This window comes from Kutzneria kofuensis, from assembly GCF_014203355.1.
GTDB classification, from domain to species: Bacteria; Actinomycetota; Actinomycetes; order Mycobacteriales; family Pseudonocardiaceae; genus Kutzneria; species Kutzneria kofuensis.
In genome coordinates this window covers 4532789-4554485 of the sequence record NZ_JACHIR010000001.1, presented here as the reverse complement: position 1 = coordinate 4554485, position 21697 = coordinate 4532789, and the positions used below count along the sequence as shown (strand labels likewise).

Sequence of the window (21697 nt, the reverse complement as noted above, 5' to 3'; positions counted from 1 at the left end):
CTGACCTGCGGTGATCTTGGGCGCTGGATCCGCCGCTTACAGTGGAGTGGTGACTGGTACGGCCGCCGGCGCCCGCGCCGTGCAGGAAACCGGTTGGGACGCCGAGCGGGACGTCGAACTGCTGCTCGCCTTCCTGAACACCGTGAACGTCAATGAGGCCACGGACGTGCTGGACGACGAGCACACCTGGCGACAGTGGGCCGCCGAGCGGGGACTGGGGACCGCCGGCGCCATCCACAAGGCCCGGGCCAGCAGAGACGCCCTTCGGGCCGTCGCACTGGCCCACCACGGCGAGCAGGCTCCGATGTCCCCCTCCGCCGGCTTGCCGCACGGGACGATCCGGATCTCGCTGAGCTCCGGCGTCCCCGTCCTCACCGCCGGCGACGCCCTCGGCGCCGTCCTCGCCGCCGCCGCGCGGCTGGCCGTGCTCGGCTACTGGGAACGGATCAAGATCTGTCCGGCCGACGACTGCCGCTGGGCCTTCCACGACCGGTCCCGCAACCGCTCGCGCACCTGGTGCTCGATGCGCGTCTGCGGCAACCGCGAGAAGGCCCGCAACTGGCGGGAACGCGCCCGCAGCACGGCTTCCTGACGGCTCAGAACAGGAACTGCGAGCAGGCGTAGATGACGAGGCCGGCCAGCGCGCCGACCACCGTGCCGTTGATGCGGATGAACTGGAGGTCCCGGCCGACCTGGAGCTCGATCTTGCGGGAGGTCTCGTCGGCGTCCCAGCGCTCGATGGTGTCGGTGATCAGGGTGAGGATCTCGGCGCGGTAGTGGGTGACGACGTAGGCGGCGCCGCCCTCGATCCAGCCTTCGACCTTCTCCCGCGTCGTGTCGTCGGTCTCCAGGCGTATGCCGAGGGTGACGAGGCCTTCGAGCACCCGCTTGCGCAGCTCGCTCGACGGGTCCTCGGCGGCGTCGAGGAGCATCCGCTTGGCATTGGTCCACGTGGTGCCGATGAGGTGCTGAATCTCGGGATGCGTCAGCACCTGGTGCTTGACCTGCTCGGCCCGTTCCATGGTGAGGGGGTCGGTCTGCAGGTCGTCGGCGAAGTCGATCAGGAAGCGGTCGACGGCGGCGCGCATGGGGTGGTTGACGTCGGTCTTCATCGACCACGCGAACCCGAGGATCTCGTTGTAGACCCGCTCGCCCAGCAGGGAGTCGACGAACTTCGGGGACCACGCCGGGGACCGGTCCGAGACGATGCGCTTGATGGCCTCGTGGTTGTCGCGGACCCACTCGTAGGCCCGGTCGGCCAGCAGGTCGACGAGCTTGTGGTGGGAGCCGTCCGCCAGCACCTGGCCCAGGAGCTTGCCCAGCGGCGGACCCCACGGGATGGCCATCAGCCGCTGCACGATGGCGTGCTCGACCACGGCCTGCACGTCCTCGTCCCGCAGCACGGTCACCAGCCCACGGGCCACGTTGGACAGCTCGGAGGTGATCCGCTGGGCGTTGTCCCGCTGCGACAGCCACACCCCGACCCGCTTGCTGATCTCCGCCCGGTGCAGCCGGTCCCGCACCACCTGCTCGGACAGGAAGTTGTTGCCGACGAAGTCGCCGAGGCTGGCGCCGAGCAGGTTCTTCCGGTTCGGGATCAGCGCGGTGTGCGGGATGGGCAGCCCGAGCGGGTGCCGGAACAGGGCCGTGACGGCGAACCAGTCGGCCAGGGCGCCGACCATGCTGGCCTCGGCGGCGGCGTGCACGTAGCCGAGCCACACGGGCCCGGCGAAGATGCCGGAGAGCACGTAGATCACGGCCGCGAGTACGAGCAGCCCGGCGGCCACGGTTTTCATCCGACGTAGCGCACGGCGCTTGACCGTCTCGGCCGCGGTGAGTCGCTCCACAACCGTCATTCTCCCCGCGCACAGGGGCGGCCGCCGGGTTCGGCGGCGGAGACCGGGGAGCGGCCGGATGACATCTCGGGGACGGATCGGCGAGGATCCGGATGTGCGTACACCTGCTCTCGTGCCCCGGCTACAGCCGTTCACCTCGACGATCTTCGCGGAGATGACCGCGCTGGCCACCCGGACCGGCGCCGTCAATCTCGGCCAGGGCTTCCCGGACACCGACGGGCCCGCCGAGATGCTCGCGACCGCCCAGCGCGCCATCGCCGACGGCATCAACCAGTACCCGCCCGGCCCCGGCCGGCCGGAGCTGCGGCAGGCGATCGCCGAACACCGCCGGCGCTACGGCACCGAGTACGACCCGGACAGCCAGGTGCTGGTCACGGTCGGCGCCACCGAGGCGATCGCGGCGTCGCTGCTGGCGCTGGTCGAGCCCGGCGACGAGGTGCTGCTCATCGAGCCGTACTACGACTCGTACGCGGCGTCGGTCGCGCTGGCCGGCGCCACGCGCAAGGTGGTGTCGCTGGTCGAGGACGGTGACCGCTTCGCGCTCGACGTCGACGCGCTGCGGGCGGCGGTGACGCCACGGACGAAGGCGCTGCTGATCAACTCGCCGCACAACCCGTCCGGCACGGTGTTCACCCGCGAGGAGCTCAGCGAGGTCGCGAAGCTGTGCCAGGAGCACGACCTGATCGCGATCACCGACGAGGTGTACGAGCACCTCATCTTCGACGGCCGCGAGCACGTCACGCTGTCGGCGCTGCCCGGCATGTACGAGCGCACGCTGGCCATCTCCAGCTCGGGCAAGACGTTCAACAGCACCGGCTGGAAGATCGGCTGGGTGTGCGGCCCGGCCGAGCTGGTCGCCGCCGTGCGCGCGGCCAAGCAGTTCCTCACGTTCGTCGGCGGCGCGCCGTTCCAGCCGGCGGTCGCGTATGCGCTGCGGAACGAGATGGCGTGGGTCGACCAGCTGCGTGACGACCTGCAGCGCAAGCGCGACCGGCTGTCCGCCGGCCTGTCCGACGCCGGTTTCGGCGTCCGGCAGGCCGCCGGCACCTACTTCGTCTGCGCGGACGTGCGGCCGCTCGGCTTCGCCGACGGCGCCGAGCTGTGCCGCCAGCTGCCGGAGCGCATCGGCGTGGCCGGCGTGCCGGTGCAGGTGTTCACCGATCATCCCGAGCAGTGGCAGCACCTCGTGCGCTTTGCGTTCTGCAAGCGTGACGACGTAATCGACGAGGCGATCGCGCGGCTGCGCAAGCTCGGCTGAGCGCACAGAACGTAACAATGGGGTCTCGAGCGGTTTCGAGACCCCATTGTCGCGATTAGCCCAGCAAACACACGTTTGCCATTACGCTCCGACACGACGCAATGCGCTGTCCGAGTGAAGCGGCGGCCGCCAGGACCTCTCGTGGAACGGGGTCGATTCCGCTCAGCAGCACCCTGAGTTGGTTCACAAGAGCACGATCGGCCGAGCCGAGCCGCTCCCACACCGACACATGCGTCACCGCGCATCCTCCCGGAACAGGCCGGCCAACGCCGCCTTTCGGCGGAGTTCGGCAAGGCATCTTCCCCTTGTCGGCCCAATGCTGCCGATCGGGATGCCGAGTGCCGCGGCGACCTGCTGGTACGACAGTTCCGGCGCGTGCACCAACACCCGCAACACCCGCTGGCAGTGATCGGACAGCTGGGTGAACGCCCGCCACAACGAGGCGTTCACGGTGTCCCGCAGCACGACGGCGTCGGCGGCCTCGGCCGGCGCGACGTCCAATCGTGCCTCGTCAACGGGTGTCTCACGGCGGCGAGCCGCGAGCAGGCGCAGTGCGTGCCGCCGGGCCGTGGTGGCCAGCCAGGCGGCGAGCCGGTCCGGATCGTGAATTCCATTCATATTTTCCAGCAATGACAGCCAGGTGTTCTGCACGACGTCGCCGGCATCGGACCGATCCAGGCCATGCGCTCTGGCAACGGCCCAGACGGTGTGCGTGTGCCGGGCGACGAGTTCACGCCATGCGACCCGGTCCCCTTGTTCCGCCGCCCTCAGCAGTTCGGCCGGGCCCGACGTCCCCGGTCTTGTGTCGACTTCCACTCGATCCTCCCCGTGGGCGAGTTGGTCCCGGGTTAGAAGCGAGGGATCACCGACCGGATCCGCCGCACGGGCGAAAACCCTCAAACGAGTGGCGGCCCGCAGATGGCGGCGCACAGTTGCCACGTTGTGCGAGACTGAACGCGGACAGCCGCCAATCCGGGCGGTCGGCGACGAGAACATGTGCAAATCGACATCGCGGTGCTAAACATGTCCCATCGCCGGATCCGACAACTTCACGATTTTGTCCCGGCAGGGCGGACGGTGGTGGTGACAGTGGCCAGCACGAGTGCGGTGCGGTGCGCCGGCACCGCGCTGCGCGCTGCCGTCATCCGCATCGCCGTCACCGGCGGTCTGACGCTGCTGGCCTGCGTGTTCGGCTCCGCCGTCGCGAACGCCGCGACCTCGTCGGACGCGCCGCAGGCGGACGTCGTCGCCGACACCCTCCACTCCGACCTGTCCGACCTGGTCAACGGCCTGCTCACCAGCCTCGGCGGCCAGCACCACCGCCTCGGCCTGCCGGGCGGGGTGTCCGCCCTCCAGCCGCCCGCCGACGACGGCGCCAGCAGCGGCACGGCCACCGTGAACCCGGGCGGGCCGCAGTCGTCCTCCACGGGCGGCGGCGCCACCTCCAGCTGGCCGGGCTCGTCCGGCTCCTCCGACTCCGGCGACGTCTGGACGGGTTCGACGACCGTCACCGTCCCGACCAGGACCACGCCCGAGACGCCCCCGCCGCCGGCCCCGCCGGTCGCGCCGCCTCCGGTGCACGTCCAGGCACCCCCGCCGCCGGTGAACCACAAGGTCGACCAAGCCACGACCTCGTCCGAGCCGTCCATGGGCGCACCCGCCGGCGTCGTGCCCGACCTGCCGCAGCACCCCATCGACCTGCCGCTCCAGCAGCCGGCCTCGCAGCCGATCTCCACCCCGTCCACGGGCGGCACCGCCAGCCATGATCTCGGCGGCGCCAACGGCATCGCCGGCATCGTGCCGCCGGGCGCCGGCTTCCGGCCCAGCCCCGGTTCCACGACCGACGAACACAGCCCCAAGCGCGTCAGCGACGGCGCTCCCGGGCTGCCCAGCACCTCACCCGACTGACCGCGCCCACGGTCGCAAGGCACCCGTGTGCCCTTTTGCGGCCGCGCCGAGCTGATCCGGGCCCGGGGATGCCCCCAAACAGTGGGTCACCGCCGCGCATGGCGATCACGTCGAGCACGTCCTCCCGGTTGTGTCATGCCGCGGGCGACGATCCTCCCCCGACGTCCCGGATCTTCCCGACCTGCCGACCGCGCCCGGTCAGGTCGGGGGCTGGCCCCGGCGTCGCGTTGCCCCCGTGGCGTCGGGGCTCCAAAACTTGGCCACCGGTGATCGTCTCTCCCGGCACTACGAGGGGCAGAGCCGGAAGGACCGTCAGCAGTGGCCAACCGAGGGCGCTGGTCCACCCGACCAGCGCCCTCATTTCCTTGTGTACGGTCAGATTTGGCGGGGCGAGGCGAGTGAGCGCAGCGCCGGTGCGACCGGCCGCCCGGCCAGAAACCGTTCTACGCCACCGTCTTCGAGCGCACGGCGGTAGACGACCAGGGCCTCGCGGGTTGCCTGGACGGTGTGCTCGACGTCGGCGACCGTGTGCGCCGCCGAGATGACGAACGACTGCCCCAGCACTCCGCGGCGGAGCATCTCCTGCAGGAACAGCGTGCGATACGGCTGAGACGGCCGACCGTCCGTGTCGCGCGTGGTGAACACCATGCACGACGGCCGGCCGATCGCGGCGACGAACTCCTCGACGCCCAGTTCCCGGGCGGCCGTGTTGACGCCGTCGGCCAACTCCGTGCCCCGGCGCTCCATGACGCCGATCGGATCGCCCTCGGTGTACGCCCGCACGACGGCTCGGAACGCGGCCAGCGACACGGTTTCCGGCCCGTGAGTGGTCGAGAGCAGGAACACCCGCGGCGAATCCGTGCGCAGCCCACCCAGCTCCATCAGGTCCCGGCGGCCGGCCAGCGCGGAGATCGGGAACCCGTTGCCCATCGCCTTGCCCCAGCACGACAAGTCGGGCCGCACCCCGTACACGGACTGCGCGCCGCTGGCCGACCAGCGGAAGCCAGTGATCATCTCGTCGAAGACCAGCAGCGCCCCGTGAGCGTCGCACAGGGCGCGAACCCCTTCGAGGAAACCCGGTTCCGGCTCGGCCAGCGCGGTCGCCGCCTCCATCACCACGCACGCGATCTGGCCACCGCGCTCGGCGAACCGCAGCCGCAGCGAGTCGAGATCGTTGAACTGGAAGCGAACCGTCTGGTTCCGCGTCGCCTCCGGCACGCCGGAGTTCATCTCGACGGCCCCGATGAACCAGTCGTCCGCGGAGAAGAACGGTTGGTCGCAGACGGCGACCATGTCCCGGCCGGTGGCCGCGCGGGCCAGCCGGATCGCCGCGGTCGTGGTGTCCGAGCCGTTCTTGGCGAACTTCACCATGTCCGCGCCGGGCACCAGGCTCAGGAAGTCCTCGGCGGCGGCCACTTCGAGCTGCGTCGGCCGCGAGAAGTTGACGCCGTCGGCCAGGGCCTGGTGCACGGCGTCCAGCACCGGCCGGTAGCCGTGGCCGAGGGTGACCGAACGCAGCCCCATCCCGTACTCGATGAAACAGTTGCCGTCCGCGTCCCAGACCCGGCAGCCGTCGCCGCGGACCAGGATCGGCGCCATGCCCTCCGGGTACTGGTCGGAGCCGCGGGCGTAGGTGTGCGCGCCGCCGGGCACCAACTCGTGCAGCCGACGCTGCAACGCGTTGGAACGCTCGAAACCCCTGCCGCTACCGGGAACATCCATCGCCGACACTATAGGTAAGTCCGAAATGGACTCTTCAGGGCGGTCGGTGGCCAGCAGGGACCACAGCTCGTGGTCGCCGGTGCGCCGGTATCCACGCAGCAGTCCCTCACGCCGGAAACCCGCGCGGCTGAACAGCGCCGCCGCGCTGCGGTCGCCGACGGGGACCGCCGCCGTCAGCCGGCGCAGCTCGTACTCGCCGAATGCGTGGTGCAGCAGCAAACGCAGCACCGACGCCGTGATCGCGGCGCTCTCGCGTGCCTCGGAGATCCACACCTCGACTTCGGCGCAACCGCGGTCCCGGTCGACACGGTCCAGCACCAGCTCGCCGGCGATGCCGCCGTCGACGGTGATCAGAAACGGCAGCGCCTCGCCGCGTCGGGCCAGCCGGCGCAGCTCGCCGCATCGCTCCCGCCAGGCGGCCTGGTCGGTGCGCGCCACCCAATCGAGGTCACTGTCCGCCCATCGGGGTTCCAGCCGATCACGCTCCGGCCGCACCAGCCGCGACCACTCGGCCGCGTCGGACGCGGCGGGCGGCCGCAGTTCGACGACCTTTCCCCTGGTCACGACCGGCCCGAGCGTGACGAGCCCGGTCGAATTCGGTGTTCCCGCACGGAAGCGCAACGCCTGACGGATCAGACCGGGCACCTGACCTCCTCACCGTCGACGCGACCACCGTGCCGCACATCCTCGTACCGGCAGCGCCGCTGGGCCAACCCGCGTCGGCCAACACACAGGGGATATGCCCCTTTTGGGTGATTTTGTTACACGTTCCGTGAGAAACGCTACCGCGAAGTGAGCACCGAGGTGAGCAAGGCTCCGCTCGCTGGCGGCCGAGGCGCGGCCGGCGGCGGGGCGAGGGGTTTGCACAGCAGGGGCGGCCAACGGAGACCGGGGTAGCGGCGCGAGGTCAGGCGAAGGCGTTGCGCAGCAGGGCGGTTGTGCGGGCCGCGTCCTGCTTGCAGGCCCAATCCGCGGCGTCGGGGGACAACTCGCCCCGGTGCCACCGTCGGATCGCCTCGGCTGCCTCGTCGGCGTCCTCCGCGACCAGCCAGGGGCCGTCCGGATCGATCGCCTCGGCCAGGGACCGGGGCAGCACCGACGGGACACCGAACTCGGCCGCCTCCAGGACCTTCACGCTCACACCCGTGCTGGAGCCGAACCGCGGCACCACGGCGACGCCGACCCGCGCGTAGAAGTCGGCGACATCGGCCACCGGCCCGGCGCCGACGACCCGAGGGTGCTCGGCGTACTGCTCGGTTCCCTTGCCCGCCAGGACAAACTCCACATCGACATCCATAGTGGACAAACGGTCGTGCACCGGGCCCAGCAGCACCTGCAGCGCCCGCTCGTTGGGCGGCCAGCTGGCCTTGCCGATGAACCCGACAGCGCGGCCGGCCGAGGCGCCGGAGGGGGACAGCGGCACCGGAAGCGCGGTGGCGGCGACCCCTTCGCCGCGCAGTTCGGCGGCGTCCCGGTGGGACAGCGTGAAGACATGGTCGGGAATCCCGAGCAGCCGTCGTTCCATCCGGCGCAGGCGCGGGATCTCACCGAGCATCCGCAGCGCCCGCGGCGAGTGCTCGACGGCGATCGTCGACTCCACGTTGTGCGCCACGTACGCGGCCACCGGCACCCCGGCGGCGGCCGCGAGCACCAGCCCCGGCCAGCCGCTGACCAGCACCCGCCGGCCGGCCGCCCGCTCGCGCAGCAGCGCGACCGCTGTGCGCCAGCCGGGAAACACCGAGAACTTGCGGGCCAGATAGGGCTCCGGGCTCACCAACATGCCGGCGGCGATCCGGGCCAGCGCCCGCCGATCGCCACGCAGCTCCAGCGGAACCGCACCGGCGGCACGGGCCGGCACCTCGTGCTCGCCGACACGCTCCGACCAGTCCCCCTCGGGACCGGTCACACACAGCATCTCCAGCTCGTCAGCCCAGCCGGCGAGCATCGGCACCAGCCGCCGATCCACCCAGCCGCTGCCCCCGAGGTCCTGACGGGACAACGGGTAGCTGGTCACGAAGCAGATCCTTGGCCCGGACATGGCGACAGACTAGCGACCGGTCGCCGCGACACTGTCGAGCAGCACCCGCGCCACGAACAGGGGATTGCCGACCACGTAGCGGGCGAAGAGGCGGCGCGGCTCCCGGCCGAGCCGGTACAGCCACTCGATCCCGGCCTGCCGCATCCACTTCGGAGCGCGCGGCACCCGTTCGGCGGCGAAGTCGAGGAACGCCCCGACCGCGACGCCCAGCGCGGCCCCGGTGGCGGGCAGGTGCTCGGCCAGCCACAGCTCCTGCCGTGGATTGCCCATCGCCACCAACACGATGTCGGCCCCGGTCTCCCAGATCTGCCGCGCGACCTCGCGGCTCTGGCCGGTGGTGAGATAACCGTGGTGGTGGCCCACCACGCGGAGCCCGGGCACGGTGCGGGACAGCCGCTCCGCGGCCGCGGCCGCCACTCCCGCACGGCCGCCGAGCAGATAGACGCCGAGGCCGCGTCGGGCGGCCAGCCGCAGCACCTCGGGGGTGAAGTCGGTGCCGTTGAGGTTGGCCGGGAACCGCCGGCCACCCACGCGGGCCGCCAGCGCGAGCCCCGACCCGTCGTTGAGCACGAGGTCGGCCTTGGCCAGGCAGGCGCGGTACCGGGCGTCGGAGCGCGACAGGTTCACCGAATGCGCGTTGGCGTAGACCAGCGTCCGCGGCCCGGGCTCGTCGACCAACCGGGACACCTCGGCGACGGCCTGCCGCACGGTCAGCGCGGCCACCGGCACGCCGAGAACGGTAATGGTGGGAACACCCGCACACATGGGGCGAGATGCTATCCGTTGATCATGAGTGTCGCAGTAGGACCCCGCCGGCCGTTCCATCGAGCTCCTCGCCGTTGTTGTCATACGCAGCAGCAATTCTGGTCCGTCAGTTTGTCCACTTGGCACAGATCTAGATCTCCGCGGGCGCGTCCAGCGCCGCGGACAACCGGTCCCGGCCGCCGACCCAGCCCGCGGCCACCACGGCGGCGGTGATCAGCAGGCCGGCGACCAGGTACAGCAGCGAATGACTGAGCACCAGGGCAGTGGCCAGCAGGGCGGCGACGACCACGACGGTCGCCAGCAGCGGGACCGCCAGTCCGCGCAGCAGGGCCGGCACGTGCACCCCGGCCCGCCACAAACCCCAGGCGTGCACGGGAAGCGCGACCAGACAGGCGACGGCGGCGACCGCCCAGCCCATGCCGACCAGCCCCCACCTCGCCGTCGCGAAGATCGCCGTCGGCACCAGCGCGACCAACCAGATCACCTGGACGAGCACCGAGGACAGCGCGGAACCGGCCGTGATCATCAGGTTGAAGACGAGGTCGGCCAGCACCCGGGCGATGGTGGCGACGGCGAGACCGGCCAGCACCGGCGCGGCCGGCGCCCACTTGTCCCCGTAGACCAGTTCGACGATCTGCGGCGCCAGCAGCGCCAGCGCGGCGCCGCCGGGCAGCACCGCCATCGCCACCATGCCGATCACCGCCGAGGCGGCGCGGTCGAGGTCGACGCCCGAGTCCCGGGCGCGGGAGAACGTCGCCAGGCCAACGCGTTCCACGGTGGTCGTGATGACCGAGGCCGGCCAGCTCGACACGTTCGACGCGAGGTAGAAGAAGCCGAGCGCGGTCGCGCCGAGCATCCGCCCGGTGATCGTCTGCGGGGCGTACTGCAGCAGCACCATCACCACCGACGACACCACGACCGCGCCGCCGTACTTGGCGACCTCGACGACGTGCCGGCGCTTCAGGCCGAACCTCGGCAGCTGCTTGGTGACGATCAGCAGCAGCAGGGTGACCACCGCCGTGCCGCTGACGTGGCCGATCACCAACGCCCACGCGCCGAACCCGGTCGCGGCGAGCGTGGCGGTCAGCACGAGGTTGATCACCAGCCCGGCGATGTCCGCGACCAACCGCCTGGCCTGCCGCAGGTTCCTGGTCAGCAGCGCGCCCGGCACGGCCGCGAAGCCGTCGAGCAGCACGTTGATCGACAGGATCCGGACCAGGTCGGCGGCCTGCGGCGAGCCCAGGCCGGCGGCCAGCGCCGGCGCCGTGACCAGGCACAGCAGGTACACGATGCTCGCGCCGCCGACGGAGATCGTCCAGACCGTCGGCAACATCGGTCGCACGTCGCCCTTGTGCCGGACGAGCGCGGTCGCGGTGCCGAAGTCGTTGAACGTGAGCAGCAGCGTCTGCACGACGAGCGCCGTCGTGTAGAGGCCGAACTGCTCGGGCGCGAGCAGCCGGGCCAGCAGCACGCCGACGGCGAAGGTCGCCAGCCGGGAGAACACCGTGTTGATCAGGCTGAAGCGCAGGCCGACCTTGAACCGCCCGGACAGCGCGCCCTCGGCTCCCGGCGAGTCCTCGACGACCTCGCTCACGTACCAGCTCCGATCGCCGTCGCGTCCCAGTCGGTGAAGTAGCTGCCACTGTGCACCGAATAGTCCACAGTGGCCACTGGAACGTGCCGGACCCGTAACTTGGCGGAGACGCGGTGCACGAACTCCCAGTCCTCACGGGGATGCACCCAGCGCGGCCGGGCCCACGGATCGAACCGGACGCCCGCGAACCGCCGCAGCACCACGGCGTTGATGTCGACCCACTCGCCGTCCCGGTGCGCCGCCCGGTTGAAGGGCCGGCTGAGCACGTCCAGCTCGGTGCCGTCCTCGCGGAGCCGCCGCAGCGCCGTGTAGACCATGCCCGCGCCGGATTTCAGCGCGGCGAGCGACCGTTCCAGGTGGTCCGGCCGCCAGGTGTTGTCGTCGTCGAGGAAGGCCACGTACGGCGACCGGCTCAGCCTGAGCGCGACGTTGCGGGCGAGTCCGGGACTGCCGTGGTTGCGCGACAACCGGAGCACGACGACCCGCGGATCGTCCGGCAGGCCGTCGACCTGGCCACCGCCGTCGTCGACGACGATCACCTTGACGTCGCTCACGGTCTGGTTCAGCGCGCTGTTCACCGCGGCGGCCAGGCGTTCCGGCCGGCGGTAGGTCGGCGTGACAACGGCGACCGTCGCGGACGGCGCCCGCTCCAGGCCGGCCGCGAGCGCGACGACCTCGGTGCGCTCGGCCCGTTCGGCGTCGAACCGCTCGGCCGCGAACCGCAGGCGCCACCAGTTCTCGCCCACGACGTTCTTGCCGACCGACTGCCGGAGCAGGTCCTTCACCGGCCTCGGCAGCAGGGCGTAGTCCTTCAAGCACGGCCTCCAATCGCCCCGGTCACCGGGATGCGGCGGCGGAACTCCGGCGGCGCGGCCGGATTGGTCGGCACGCCGGTGAGCAGCACTCGCCGGCCGCGCCACAGTTCGAGCAGCGCGCGACGGTGAATGCCGCGGCGCAACGGTAGTCGGACGAGCTGGGCCAGCAGCAGGGTGGCCCACACCAGCTCGGCGGCCCCGCGGCCCTCCCAGCGGGCCACGTGCACGACCTTGTTGGTGATCAGCTGGGCCCAGAGCAACGGCGATGTGGTGACGTCCCCGCCGCGGTGAACCGCCCGCGCGGCCGGGCATTGCCGCACCCGCCAGCCGGCGTCGACGACCCGCCGGCAGTAGTCCACCTCCTCCGAGTACAGGAACAGGTCCTCCTGCCACTTGCCGATACGCAGCCGGACGTCCGCGGGGATCAGCAGCACGGCGCCGTTCGCCCAGTCGACGTCGATCGCCCGCGGCGGCACCGGCACGGCGACGCGTTCGCCCAGCGGACCGGCGTGTGCGCCCAGCACGGTCTCGGCCAGCACGCGCGCCGCGGTCGGACGACGGCGCAGGGTCGGCTCGACAACTCCATCCGATCGGGTGACAAGCGGGACGGCGATACCGACCGCGCCGCTCGAACACGTCCGCAGCAGTGCCCGAACGCAGCCGCGTTCCAGCACGACGTCGGCGTTCAGGACGAACAGCGCCTCGTCGGGCTCGGCCAGCTCGGCGCACGCGTTGACGCCGGCCGCGTACCCCAGGTTCGCGCCGGTCTCGACCACCGTCGCCTGCGGCGCGACGCGTCGGATCACCTCGACGGTGTCGTCGCTGGATCCGTTGTCCGCCACGACAAGCCGCCAGTCGACGCCCTCCAGGCCGGCGGGCAGGCTCGCGACGAGCCGTGGCAGGTCGGCAGCGGAGTTGTAGGTCACGACCGCGACCATCACCCGGGTCATCCGGACACCTCGGTTCGGTGGGCAATCCGGTACAGCGCCCCGGCGCAGCCGACGAGCAGCACCGAGACACCGGCGAACTGGGGGAAGGTGAGCCCGTCGTAGGTGCCGAAGCTCAGCGCGCACACCAGCAGGGACACCGCGATGGCCCACGCCGCGTCGCGCACCTGCGGCGGCGAATCGATCTTCTTGGAACGCCAGGTCCGGAAGGTCCACCACAGCGGAACCCCGAGCAGCAGAACGAAGCCGACCAGTCCCGGCAACCCCGACTCCACGGTGGTGAGCAGGTACTGGTTGTCGAGGTACGGCTGGATGGGGGCGACGTAGGTGCCGAGGCCCTGGCCGCCGATCGGCTTGGCCAGGAAGTGCGCCCACACGTAGTCGTACTTCGTCAGCCGCGACCAGATGCTGCTGTCCTTGCTGGACCCGGCGACCGTCGCGATCAGGACGTCGATCAGCTTGGGGTAGATGACGCCGGCGGCGAGCACCACGCTGCTGAGCAGGCCGCCGACGAGCAGCCAGCGCACCAGGCCGTACCGGGGCAGCAGAAAGAGACCGACCACGGCGATGCCCAGCAGCCCGGTGCGCGAGATCGACACCAGCGGGCCGCCGATGAGCAGCACCGCGCACGCCCACCAGAACAGCTTGAACCGCCCGTACCGGGCGAGGTGCAGGGCCAGCGGCAGCATCGCCACGGAGGTCGCGGCCAGCTCGATCGGATGGCCGGCGAACCCGATGGACCGTTCGAGACCGCCGCGCGACAGGGCGAGATCACCGAGCGGCTGCAGGGCCAGTCCGGGAAAGACGGTCAGCTTCCGGAGGTCGAGGCTGGTGCCGAACTGCAGGATCGCCGCCACCGCCGAGCAGGTGAACCCGACCACGGCGCCGGCGAGAACGGCCCGCAGGGCGCGGGTGCTGCTCAGCCCGTCGCACACCAGCAGCCCGGCGCCGACCGCCAGCGTGAACAGCATCGCGCCGCGGTCGGCGTTGGAGATCCGCGAATCCGGCACGCCGACGATGAACGCCACGGCGTCGGCGGCGGCGAACAACCCCAGCGCCAGCAACATCACCCGGCGGACCGGATTCGGCCCGACCGCGAGCTTGAAACCACCGGCGAAGCGGGCGACCAGCCACCACAGCAGGCAACCGCCGGCCACGACACGGGCCGGCGTGATGCCACCACCACCGCCGGCGAGCACGTTGTTCTGGGGCAGCGCCAGCAACAGCAGGTAGCAGGACAGGATGACGTGCGGGGAGACCCGGAACAGCGCCTGGGCGGCGACAGCGGTGGCCGGCGTGCGTCTGCCGGCCGCGGCCACCGTCATCGGCGGCTACCCCCGCCTTGCTTCTCCTCGCTGCGCACCGGGGAGAACTTGATCGTCGGCGACTCGTCCTTGGGCGCCGCGACCGGCCGGAGGTCGGGCAGCACGCCCTGGCGGTGATCGCCGTTGACCTTCGCGACGGGCTGCTCCGGAGCCGGCTCCCGCCTGCTCCGGGCCGTGAGCACGCGGTCCGCGATGACCACTCCGAGCACGCCGAGCACCAACCCGAGCGCGGCGACCAGGCCGACGGCCCGGTACTGGGAGGCGCGCGTCGTGGTCGGGTCCGCCGGCGGCAGCACGTCGGTGAGGATCAACCGCTGCGCGGCGGTGACCTTCGCGGCGTCCTGGCGGTTCTTCAGCTCGTCGAGGGCCCGCTGCCGCACCAGCTGCGCGCCGTGCACGGCGCCGTCGGCCGACTTGTCGGTGACGATGATCGTGATGAACGGGCTGTCGGTCTGCGAGGTGTCGGTGACGCCGTTGGCGTTGGTGACCTCGATCGTGCCGTTCGCCCCCTGGGCGGTGTACCAGTCGGTGACGGCCGGCGAGGTCAGCACGGTCACCAGCAGCGCCGCCATCTGGGACTGGACCCGGTCCGCGACCGTGTACGGGTTCTGCACGTCCTGGCTGAGGGCCGGCGTGACCAGGCTGATCGCCGTGACCTTGTACTGCTTGGGCACCAGGAACAACACCGCGCCGACCAGCACGACGAGCACAGCGGCGGCCACTGCGGTGATCTTCCACCGCCGTCGCAGCACTCGCAGGATGTCCAACGCGTCCACGTCCGTGTTCCCCTTCGCCTCATCCGGCCGCCGCGGGCTGCTCGCCCGCGGCCGAAGTCTCACTTGCCCAGCAACCGGCCGGAAGCCGACGCCGCGATCCGTGCCCCGTCGACGGCCGCCCGCGCCAGGTTGCGGGCCATCGGCGCCGCGTTCTCGCGCATCCAGGGCCGCAGCGCCAACAGTGCCAGCACCCGCTGCTGCCGACTCAGCGGAGCCCCCGCGACGGCCCGGAGGTACCAGCCCGCCTCCTCGACGTTGGGCATGACCAGGCGCTTTCCGTCGGTGCGCTGGGTCCGGTACCAGTCCCGCGACGAGACGGACTGGGTGAGCCGCTGGTCGTGCAGGCGATGCAGCAGCAACTCCTCGCGGATCTCCACGAACCGGCCGTACAGCGCCAGTTCGGCGATCAGGATCCGGTCGTTGTTCTTCACCGGGGGCAGCAGGTGGGTCCTGGTCAGCACGTCCCGCAGGAACAGGCCGTAGCACTGGTAGTTCTCGTGCTCCAGGCCGATCAGGTCACGGATGCGCACGACCGGGTCGGCGTGGTCGGTGCGGCACGGGTTGTTCCAGTGCCCGACCGTCTCGCCGGCGGCGTCGATCTGCCGGGCCGAGGTGAACGCCAGCACCGCGTCGGGGCGGTCCGCCAGCGCGTCGAACATCTTGCGCAGCCGGTCCGGTTCGTACGCGTCGTCCGCGGCCGCCCAGGTGAAGTAGCGGGCGCTCGACTCGTGCACCAGGCGGTTGTGGTTGCCGGTGGAACCGAGGTTGCGCTCGCGCCGGCGGTACCGGATGCGCTCGTCCTGGCGGGCCGCCTCGCGGCAGATCTCCTCGGTGCCGTCCGTCGAGCAGTTGTCGCCGATCCACAGCTCGAAGTCGACGTCCCGCTGCTGCTGGAGGCTGGCCAGCGCCGTCGTCAGGTAGGGCTCGCCGTTGTACACCGGCAACCCGACCGCGATCGGCGCACTCGCGGCGCCGATCAGGGCCGGCGCCTTCGCGGCCGCGGCCTTCCTGTTCACCTGACCTCCAGTGCTGACGGCGGCATCACCGGTACAGGGTCGACCACCACCCACCGATCGGCAAGGCCCGACGAGGTACCCGAACAGCAGTTTCCCAGCCGGACCCGCGCCGACCAATTCGGACACGACGCGCGTCTCACGCGCGCTCCCAGAGCATCCACGGCCGATCACCGCAGCGGTAGGCCTGCTCCAGCGCGACGCGTTCCTTCACGGTGTCGGCGGGCTGCCAGAAACCCCGGTACGGATAGGCACGGAGCCGGCCGCGCTTGGCGAGATCGCCGCACGCGTCCTCGACCAGGTCGCTGCCCGGCGGCAGGTGATCGAAAATTTCCTGCCGCAGCACGAAATATCCGCCGTTCTCCCACAGCGGCAGCTGGCTGACGGGCGTGATTCCCGTTGCGTCGCCGTGCTCGCCGAGTTCCACGCAGTGAAACGACGATTGCGGCGGCACAACCATCAGCGACGCGGCGGCGGTCGACTCGAGGAACCGGTCGACCATGTCGCCCAGCGGGGCGTCGGTGAGCACGTCCGCGTAGTTGGCGAGGAAAACCTCGTCGCCGTCGAGCAGATGCCGCACCCGGCGGAGTCGTTCGCCGATCGGCGCGTCGATGCCGGTGTGGGCGAAGGTGATCGTCCAGTCGGAGATGTCCGAGGAGAGCAGCTCGACCCGGCCGCCCCGCAGCACGAAGTCGTTGGAGGCCGTCTCGCGGTAGTCGAGGAAGAAGTCCTTGATGTGGTGGCCGCCGTAGCCCAGGCACAGCACGAACTCGGTGTGTCCGAAATGGGCGTAGTAGCGCATCACGTGCCACAGCAGCGGTCGCGGCCCGACGAGCTGCATCGGCTTCGGGATGTCGTCGGCGGCGCCGTCCCGCATGCGCATCCCGTAACCGCCACAGAACAGCACGACCTTCACGAGGACACCTCGGTCCGTTCCCGTCTGGACAAGATCAGTACGCCCCTTGGCCGCGCACCACCGCGCGCACCGTCTTCCAGAGGATCAGCGCGTCCAGGGCGAGCGACCAGTCCTCGACGTAGCGCAGGTCGAGGCGGACGGCCTCGTCCCACGGCAGGTCGCTGCGCCCGCTCACCTGCCACAGCCCGGTCAGGCCCGGCTTCACCAGCAGCCGCCGCAGCATGTCCGGCCCGTACGCCTCGACCTCCTCGGGCAGCGGCGGCCGCGGCCCGACCAGCGACATGGTTCCGCGCAGGACGTTGACGAGCTGGGGCAGCTCGTCGATGGAGAACCGCCGCAGCACCGCGCCGATGGGCGTCACCCGCGGGTCGCGGCGCATCTTGAACAGCGGCCCGGCGGCCTCGTTGCCGGCCAGCAGGTCGGCCCGGTGCCGGTCGGCGTCGACGACCATGGTCCGGAACTTCAGGATGGTGAACGGCTTGCCGTCCTTGCCTACGCGCTGCTGGCGGTAGAGGGCGGGGCCCCGGTCGCCGAGGCTGATCGCGGCGGCGATGCCCAGCAGGACCGGCGAAAGGATCGTCAGCAGCAGCAGCGCGCCGATCTTGTCGACGATCTCCTTCACGACCCGGCGGGCGCCGGTGAAGGTCGGCGCGCTCACGCGGAGCAACGGCAGGCCCAGCACGCCGGTGATGTGCACGCGGGGGCCGGCGACCTCCATGAGGACCGGCGCCACCACCATCTCGGCGGGCGTGCCCTCGAGCTGCCAGGCCAGGCGCTGCAAGCGAAGCGGGGTCCAGTACGGGTCCGGGGTGATGGCGACGACGCGGTAGCCGCCGCGGCGGACGTGGTCGGCGAGTTCGTCCAGGTGTCCCACGACGGGCACGCCCTCGATGTCGCCGTGCGCGGTGCCGCCGGCGCACACCGCCTCGACGCGCCATCCGTTGTGCGGCTCGCGGCGAGTTCGGGCGATCAAGTCCGTTGCGGTGTCGACGCTGCCGGCGACCAGCACGGGGAGCAGGCAGCGGCCGGCGCGGCGGCGACGGTGCAGAAGCTGGCGGAGGATGTACCGCAACGGGAAGGCGACCAGCGCGATCGCCGGCACCACAAGGAAGATCCAGCCGCGCACACCGGGCACGCCCAGGCCGAGGCTCACCACGGCCAGCACCACGGCCGCCGCCACAACGGCCTTGCCGAGCCGGCGGAATTCTTCGGCCTCCTGGCCGAGCACGGCGGTGCTCCAGGCCCGACAGGCCGTCAACGAGGCGAGAACGGTGACAACCGTGGCCGCCGCGACGAGCGCCGGCGGAAAGTCGCCCACCGTGGCGGAGTTCGCGACCAGACTCCCGACCAGGATCACGACGGCGAGGATCGAGCCGAGGTCGCTGGCGATGACCACGCGGCGGTACTTGACCTCCCAGGTCGCCACCGGGCGCGGGGCGGGGCGGTCCTCGACCGGGGGCCGCGGCTCGAAGCGCAGCGGTGCCGGGATGGACACCGCACCCGCCGCGTCGCCCCGTCTGAGCTGTCTCACCCGAACCCGCATCCCGTCTCCCAAGATCAACTGATTCGGGGCGTGAAGAGCCACCGATGACCCACGGCCGTGCTCGAAGGGCGGGCCGGGGTCGGCGTGGACGATATCCGAACCTCGACCACGACGATTCGGCAGCAAGGTTATTGCGTACACCGCCGAACGGTTCCACCGGCATGACCGAATATCCCCCGCTTGAGTGACAAGTAACCCGTTAGGGATGTCGATACGGGAAAGTTACGGCGTTTGTTGAACCGAACGTGACGCCGATCCGTGGGCCTGACGGCGATCCACCACCCGGACGAGTAGCCGGTTACGGGTTTAGCCGGGGAACACCCCGAATAGCACAAAGGGCACGGAACATCAGAGATGTTCCGTGCCCTTTGCGAGCTTCGAGCGCTCGCCGGGCGTAGCCCGGCCTCGGGGGTCTGGGGGTCGGCCCCCAGAACAAACGACGAGCGACATGGTCCACGCTTTCCGTGGACAGACGTCCTCCGAGCGAGTGGCCAGGGGCGGGGTCGAACCGCCGACCTACCGCTTTTCAGGCGGTCGCTCGTACCAACTGAGCTACCTGGCCAGAGAAGACCGGAAGCCCGATCGTACTCCTGCGACCCAGACGGGACTTGAACCCGCGACCTTCGCCGTGACAGGGCGACGCGCTAACCAACTGCGCCACTGGGCCTTGCTGTTGTGTTTCGTGCCCCCAACGGGATTCGAACCCGTGCTACCGCCTTGAAAGGGCGGGGTCCTAGGCCGCTAGACGATGAGGACTCCGGCTTCCTTGGACCTCCTACGAGGGACCTTGGCATCCGGGCCCTCCAACGGCCGTCCGCTGGAAGCACGAGTAGCATAGAACGGGTCGGGGGCAACTTCCAAATCCGGGGTCCCGGAACGCCCCTACCAGCGCTTTCACCGCGCACCGCCGGCCGAGCCGGTCGATCAAGCCCTGATCAGAGCCCATACCGGCGGCCGGACGCCGCCGGAGCAGTTGAAGTGTGCTGCGCCACACCCGCTCCCGACCGGTCCGCGCATCGCCGTCGACAATTTCGCGGATTCTTCCCACGGCGTCCGCCGGCCCACATTCATGGCCGGACGAATTCTGGTCCGCAATCGACCGAACGGACCATGCGCACGTCCGGTTGTCGCCAACGCCGAGCATTGGCCGGCATTGCCCGGCCGGTTCACGGCGATTGGCTCGCGAGGAGATCTCACGAAAGTCGGAGGCGACGAAGTCTCACGTAAGCCCGAGAAAGATGACCGACCGCCGGGCGGCGCCCCGAACGCCCTTGGTCCCGACGACCGGTCCGGTCGATGACGGTTCCTGTTGTCGTCAGCGGCGCACCGGCGGCACGCCGTCGTCACCCGGCGCGAGCCCGAGCATGTCGAGCAGCTGTCGGCAGTCGTCGACGTCCAGGGCGCCGCGGGCCACCGCGAGACGGGCGCGGTGCACCTGTTCGGCCGAGATCTTGGACGGTTCGTCGCTGCGCTGGGCCGGCACGTTGCCCGAGCCACGTGGCATCGAGTCGTCGTGCTGCCAGAGGAACTTCCGGACTTCAAGGGATCCGCTCATGTGGTGCCTCCCCGACTCGGCTCTCGGCGGCGAGGCTAAGCGAGCCGTGCCGCGCCTTGCAGCCCCCCGGAGAGTGATTCCCATCGGACGGAGAGTGACCGTGAGTTATGCACCGGGCCGATTACTGATCAACAGCAACGGGTTCTGCACCGGTCCAGCCCGCTGCTCGCGGCCGAGATGCGCGGACCATACGACTACCCGGTAGGGGTAGTTGATCTTGCGCGCTCCATGGTGGCCCGGTACATCACCTTGCCCATTGGTACCGGCCGGGAGGCACCCACCGGCCAGTCAGGCCGGCGGCGGCGGACGACCACACGTCTGTCAGTGGTGTCGACGCAGGCGCGCCGTCGGCCACCGACTACCCGTTGTCCTCGACGCGGAGGAGCCGGTCGGTCGCGCCACCGCAGCGGCACCGGGTGGCGCGGGCCGCCGCAAAGCCGGATCGAAACAACGTTGAATGGGCGATCGCCGGGAGTTGTCAACCCCATGGTCCGCATTGCGGAAACCGGAACCTTCCACAGTTCGGAAGACCGCCCGGACGTCTGCGAGCCGACCCATCCCCTTCGGGAAGAAGCCGCTGGACGAATGCCAATGGCCGCGACGCGGCGACGCTCACCAAGAACCAGCGGGTTGTGAGGTGCGCGGAAGAACGGCGGACCCGGGACGGCAGCGGGCACGGAGTGCTCCACTCCCGATCACGTGGCCACGGGGAAGACAACAACGTATCGAGATCCGACACGACCGGACCGAGACGCATCATCGTGCACGTCTCCGCAGGCCAGGACGCCTCCGGCCAATCCAGTTACACATAGTCGCTACACCCCGCGAATGCGACGAAGAGTAACCACTGACCGATGCGGTCACACTCCGTGCACTCAGGACGGTTTCACACTTTCACCGTTTCAACGCCGGTCCTAGCGGTCGAACATCGTCGGACGCAAGCGCTGACCGGAGCAGCCCCACTCAGCCGTGCCGAGCAATGATCATCGGGGCCGACCCGGGCTACTTGGTTTTCAAGTGGGAAATTCGGGCATCAATCCGGAGCGAAACCCTCGCACGCGGGAACGACCCATGCCACAATCAACATTGCTGACATACCCCCGGTCAGCGCCTGTGGAGATCCCCTCCGGCCCCCGCGTTCCTCCCCCTGGCGCGGGGGCCTCTCCAGGCCCGCCGGGTGTGGCGGCGGACACACCCGTCACCCGCCCGCAACCGAACCGTTATCCTCTTCGGCGTGCCTCTTCCCTCGCTTGGACGGAAAAAAGACGGTAGACACCGCGAGCCGGCCCGTGAGCAGCAGGAAGCCGCTCCGGACCACGAGCTGGAGAACTACCTGGCGGCGCTCGCCCCGGAGGGCGACGTCGAGACCACCGGCTCCGGCCGCCGCTTCGGCAACGCGCAGGTCTACCAGCTGCGGCTGTCGCTGACCGCGAACGAGCAGCTCCGCGAGCTCGCGGCCATCCACCAGACCTCCCCGCTGGCGCTGGCCCAGGAGTGGATCACGCAGCGGCTGGCCTGGGAGTCCCAGAACCAGCAGCACGGGCGCTACTGACCGCCGAAGGTCCCGCGCTCCACGGCTGACGTGCCGGCGGCCCCTTTCCCGCCCGCCCCGCCGCACGCCTCCCGCTCCCAAGTCGCCGCTCGCCTTTCCGTTCCAACCCGGCCC

18 protein-coding genes, 3 tRNA genes and 1 pseudogene are annotated in these 21697 nt (G+C 70.7%); 4 read left to right on the top strand and 18 right to left on the bottom strand.

Features of this window, described 5'->3' with window-relative positions; translation table 11 throughout:
* Positions 1-49 precede the first annotated feature (49 nt).
* Positions 50-592, top strand: a complete 543-nt coding sequence (locus BJ998_RS21050; RefSeq protein WP_312890255.1) for a CGNR zinc finger domain-containing protein — start codon at positions 50-52, stop codon at positions 590-592.
* A gap of 4 nt (positions 593-596) precedes the next feature.
* Here the strand turns inward: BJ998_RS21050 and BJ998_RS21045 are convergent, their stop codons facing one another.
* Positions 597-1796 (bottom strand): DUF445 domain-containing protein, encoded by a 1200-nt coding sequence (locus tag BJ998_RS21045; protein WP_246489396.1) that lies wholly within the window; start codon positions 1794-1796, stop codon positions 597-599.
* A gap of 154 nt (positions 1797-1950) precedes the next feature.
* On the opposite strand from BJ998_RS21045, the gene BJ998_RS21040 reads away from it, so the two are divergent.
* Positions 1951-3114, top strand: coding sequence for a pyridoxal phosphate-dependent aminotransferase (locus tag BJ998_RS21040; protein WP_184864139.1), 1164 nt, complete (start codon positions 1951-1953; stop codon positions 3112-3114).
* Between the two features lie 234 nt (positions 3115-3348).
* On the opposite strand, the gene BJ998_RS21035 is transcribed toward BJ998_RS21040, so the two are convergent.
* Complete coding sequence (locus BJ998_RS21035; RefSeq protein WP_312890254.1) at positions 3349-3930, bottom strand: RNA polymerase sigma factor; 582 nt, start codon at positions 3928-3930, stop codon at positions 3349-3351.
* A 273-nt stretch (positions 3931-4203) separates the two neighbouring features.
* Between BJ998_RS21035 and BJ998_RS21030 the strand changes: the two genes are divergently transcribed.
* Positions 4204-5022, top strand: a complete 819-nt coding sequence (locus BJ998_RS21030; RefSeq protein ID WP_184864135.1) for a hypothetical protein — start codon at positions 4204-4206, stop codon at positions 5020-5022.
* Between the two features lie 375 nt (positions 5023-5397).
* Here the strand turns inward: BJ998_RS21030 and BJ998_RS21025 are convergent, their stop codons facing one another.
* From BJ998_RS21025 to BJ998_RS20960, 16 genes and pseudogenes are all read right to left on the bottom strand, one after another.
* Positions 5398-6744 (bottom strand): glutamate-1-semialdehyde 2,1-aminomutase, encoded by a 1347-nt coding sequence (locus BJ998_RS21025; protein ID WP_376776004.1) that lies wholly within the window; start codon positions 6742-6744, stop codon positions 5398-5400.
* 78 nt (positions 6745-6822) lie between these two features.
* Positions 6823-7308, bottom strand: a pseudogene (locus BJ998_RS49590) (GNAT family N-acetyltransferase); the annotation flags it as partial.
* Positions 7309-7651: 343 nt separating this feature from the next.
* The gene (locus BJ998_RS21020; RefSeq protein WP_184864130.1) at positions 7652-8782 is read right to left on the bottom strand and encodes a glycosyltransferase; all 1131 of its coding nucleotides are present in this window, start codon (positions 8780-8782) and stop codon (positions 7652-7654) included.
* Positions 8783-8791: 9 nt separating this feature from the next.
* Complete coding sequence (locus BJ998_RS21015) at positions 8792-9547, bottom strand: WecB/TagA/CpsF family glycosyltransferase (protein ID WP_246488631.1); 756 nt, start codon at positions 9545-9547, stop codon at positions 8792-8794.
* A gap of 130 nt (positions 9548-9677) precedes the next feature.
* Positions 9678-11141, bottom strand: a complete 1464-nt coding sequence (locus BJ998_RS21010; RefSeq protein ID WP_184864126.1) for a lipopolysaccharide biosynthesis protein — start codon at positions 11139-11141, stop codon at positions 9678-9680.
* Positions 11138-11956 carry a glycosyltransferase family 2 protein gene (locus BJ998_RS21005; RefSeq protein WP_221338079.1) on the bottom strand — a complete coding sequence of 273 codons (819 nt, stop codon included), beginning with the start codon at positions 11954-11956 and terminating at the stop codon, positions 11138-11140. Before BJ998_RS21005 ends, BJ998_RS21010 begins: the two co-directional genes overlap by 4 nt.
* Positions 11953-12906, bottom strand: a complete 954-nt coding sequence (locus BJ998_RS46610) for a glycosyltransferase family 2 protein (RefSeq protein ID WP_221338078.1) — start codon at positions 12904-12906, stop codon at positions 11953-11955. The genes BJ998_RS21005 and BJ998_RS46610 overlap by 4 nt, the downstream gene beginning before the upstream one ends.
* Positions 12903-14228: an O-antigen ligase family protein gene (locus BJ998_RS21000; protein WP_184864122.1), complete on the bottom strand. Its 1326-nt coding sequence runs from the start codon at positions 14226-14228 to the stop codon at positions 12903-12905. The genes BJ998_RS46610 and BJ998_RS21000 overlap by 4 nt, the downstream gene beginning before the upstream one ends.
* Positions 14225-15004, bottom strand: a complete 780-nt coding sequence (locus BJ998_RS20995) for a Wzz/FepE/Etk N-terminal domain-containing protein (RefSeq protein ID WP_184864120.1) — start codon at positions 15002-15004, stop codon at positions 14225-14227. Before BJ998_RS20995 ends, BJ998_RS21000 begins: the two co-directional genes overlap by 4 nt.
* Before the next feature lie 59 nt (positions 15005-15063).
* Complete coding sequence (locus tag BJ998_RS20990) at positions 15064-16020, bottom strand: glycosyltransferase family 2 protein (RefSeq protein WP_184864118.1); 957 nt, start codon at positions 16018-16020, stop codon at positions 15064-15066.
* Between the two features lie 136 nt (positions 16021-16156).
* Positions 16157-16933, bottom strand: a complete 777-nt coding sequence (locus tag BJ998_RS20985; RefSeq protein ID WP_184864116.1) for a glycosyltransferase family protein — start codon at positions 16931-16933, stop codon at positions 16157-16159.
* 34 nt (positions 16934-16967) lie between these two features.
* Positions 16968-18476: a sugar transferase gene (locus tag BJ998_RS20980; protein ID WP_184864114.1), complete on the bottom strand. Its 1509-nt coding sequence runs from the start codon at positions 18474-18476 to the stop codon at positions 16968-16970.
* A 488-nt stretch (positions 18477-18964) separates the two neighbouring features.
* Positions 18965-19038, bottom strand: a tRNA-Phe gene (locus BJ998_RS20975).
* Between the two features lie 31 nt (positions 19039-19069).
* A tRNA-Asp gene (locus BJ998_RS20970) sits at positions 19070-19143 on the bottom strand.
* A 16-nt stretch (positions 19144-19159) separates the two neighbouring features.
* A tRNA-Glu gene (locus BJ998_RS20965) sits at positions 19160-19232 on the bottom strand.
* Between the two features lie 559 nt (positions 19233-19791).
* Positions 19792-20031 carry a hypothetical protein gene (locus BJ998_RS20960; protein WP_184864112.1) on the bottom strand — a complete coding sequence of 80 codons (240 nt, stop codon included), beginning with the start codon at positions 20029-20031 and terminating at the stop codon, positions 19792-19794.
* A gap of 1234 nt (positions 20032-21265) precedes the next feature.
* Between BJ998_RS20960 and BJ998_RS20955 the strand changes: the two genes are divergently transcribed.
* Positions 21266-21583, top strand: coding sequence for a hypothetical protein (locus BJ998_RS20955; protein ID WP_184864110.1), 318 nt, complete (start codon positions 21266-21268; stop codon positions 21581-21583).
* Positions 21584-21697 lie beyond the last annotated feature (114 nt).

Bases quoted from the DNA above. Each gene is read 5' to 3' on its own strand.
- BJ998_RS21045 (WP_246489396.1), bottom strand. From the start codon at position 1,796: ATGAAAACCGTGGCCGCCGGGCTGCTCGTACTCGCGGCCGTGATCTAC.
- BJ998_RS21025 (WP_376776004.1), bottom strand. From the start codon at position 6,744: ATGGATGTTCCCGGTAGCGGCAGGGGTTTCGAGCGTTCCAACGCGTTG.
- BJ998_RS21020 (WP_184864130.1), bottom strand. From the start codon at position 8,782: ATGTCCGGGCCAAGGATCTGCTTCGTGACCAGCTACCCGTTGTCCCGT.
- BJ998_RS21015 (WP_246488631.1), bottom strand. From the start codon at position 9,547: ATGTGTGCGGGTGTTCCCACCATTACCGTTCTCGGCGTGCCGGTGGCC.
- BJ998_RS46610 (WP_221338078.1), bottom strand. From the start codon at position 12,906: ATGACCCGGGTGATGGTCGCGGTCGTGACCTACAACTCCGCTGCCGAC.
- BJ998_RS21000 (WP_184864122.1), bottom strand. From the start codon at position 14,228: ATGACGGTGGCCGCGGCCGGCAGACGCACGCCGGCCACCGCTGTCGCC.
- BJ998_RS20980 (WP_184864114.1), bottom strand. From the start codon at position 18,476: ATGCGGGTTCGGGTGAGACAGCTCAGACGGGGCGACGCGGCGGGTGCG.
- BJ998_RS20960 (WP_184864112.1), bottom strand. From the start codon at position 20,031: ATGAGCGGATCCCTTGAAGTCCGGAAGTTCCTCTGGCAGCACGACGAC.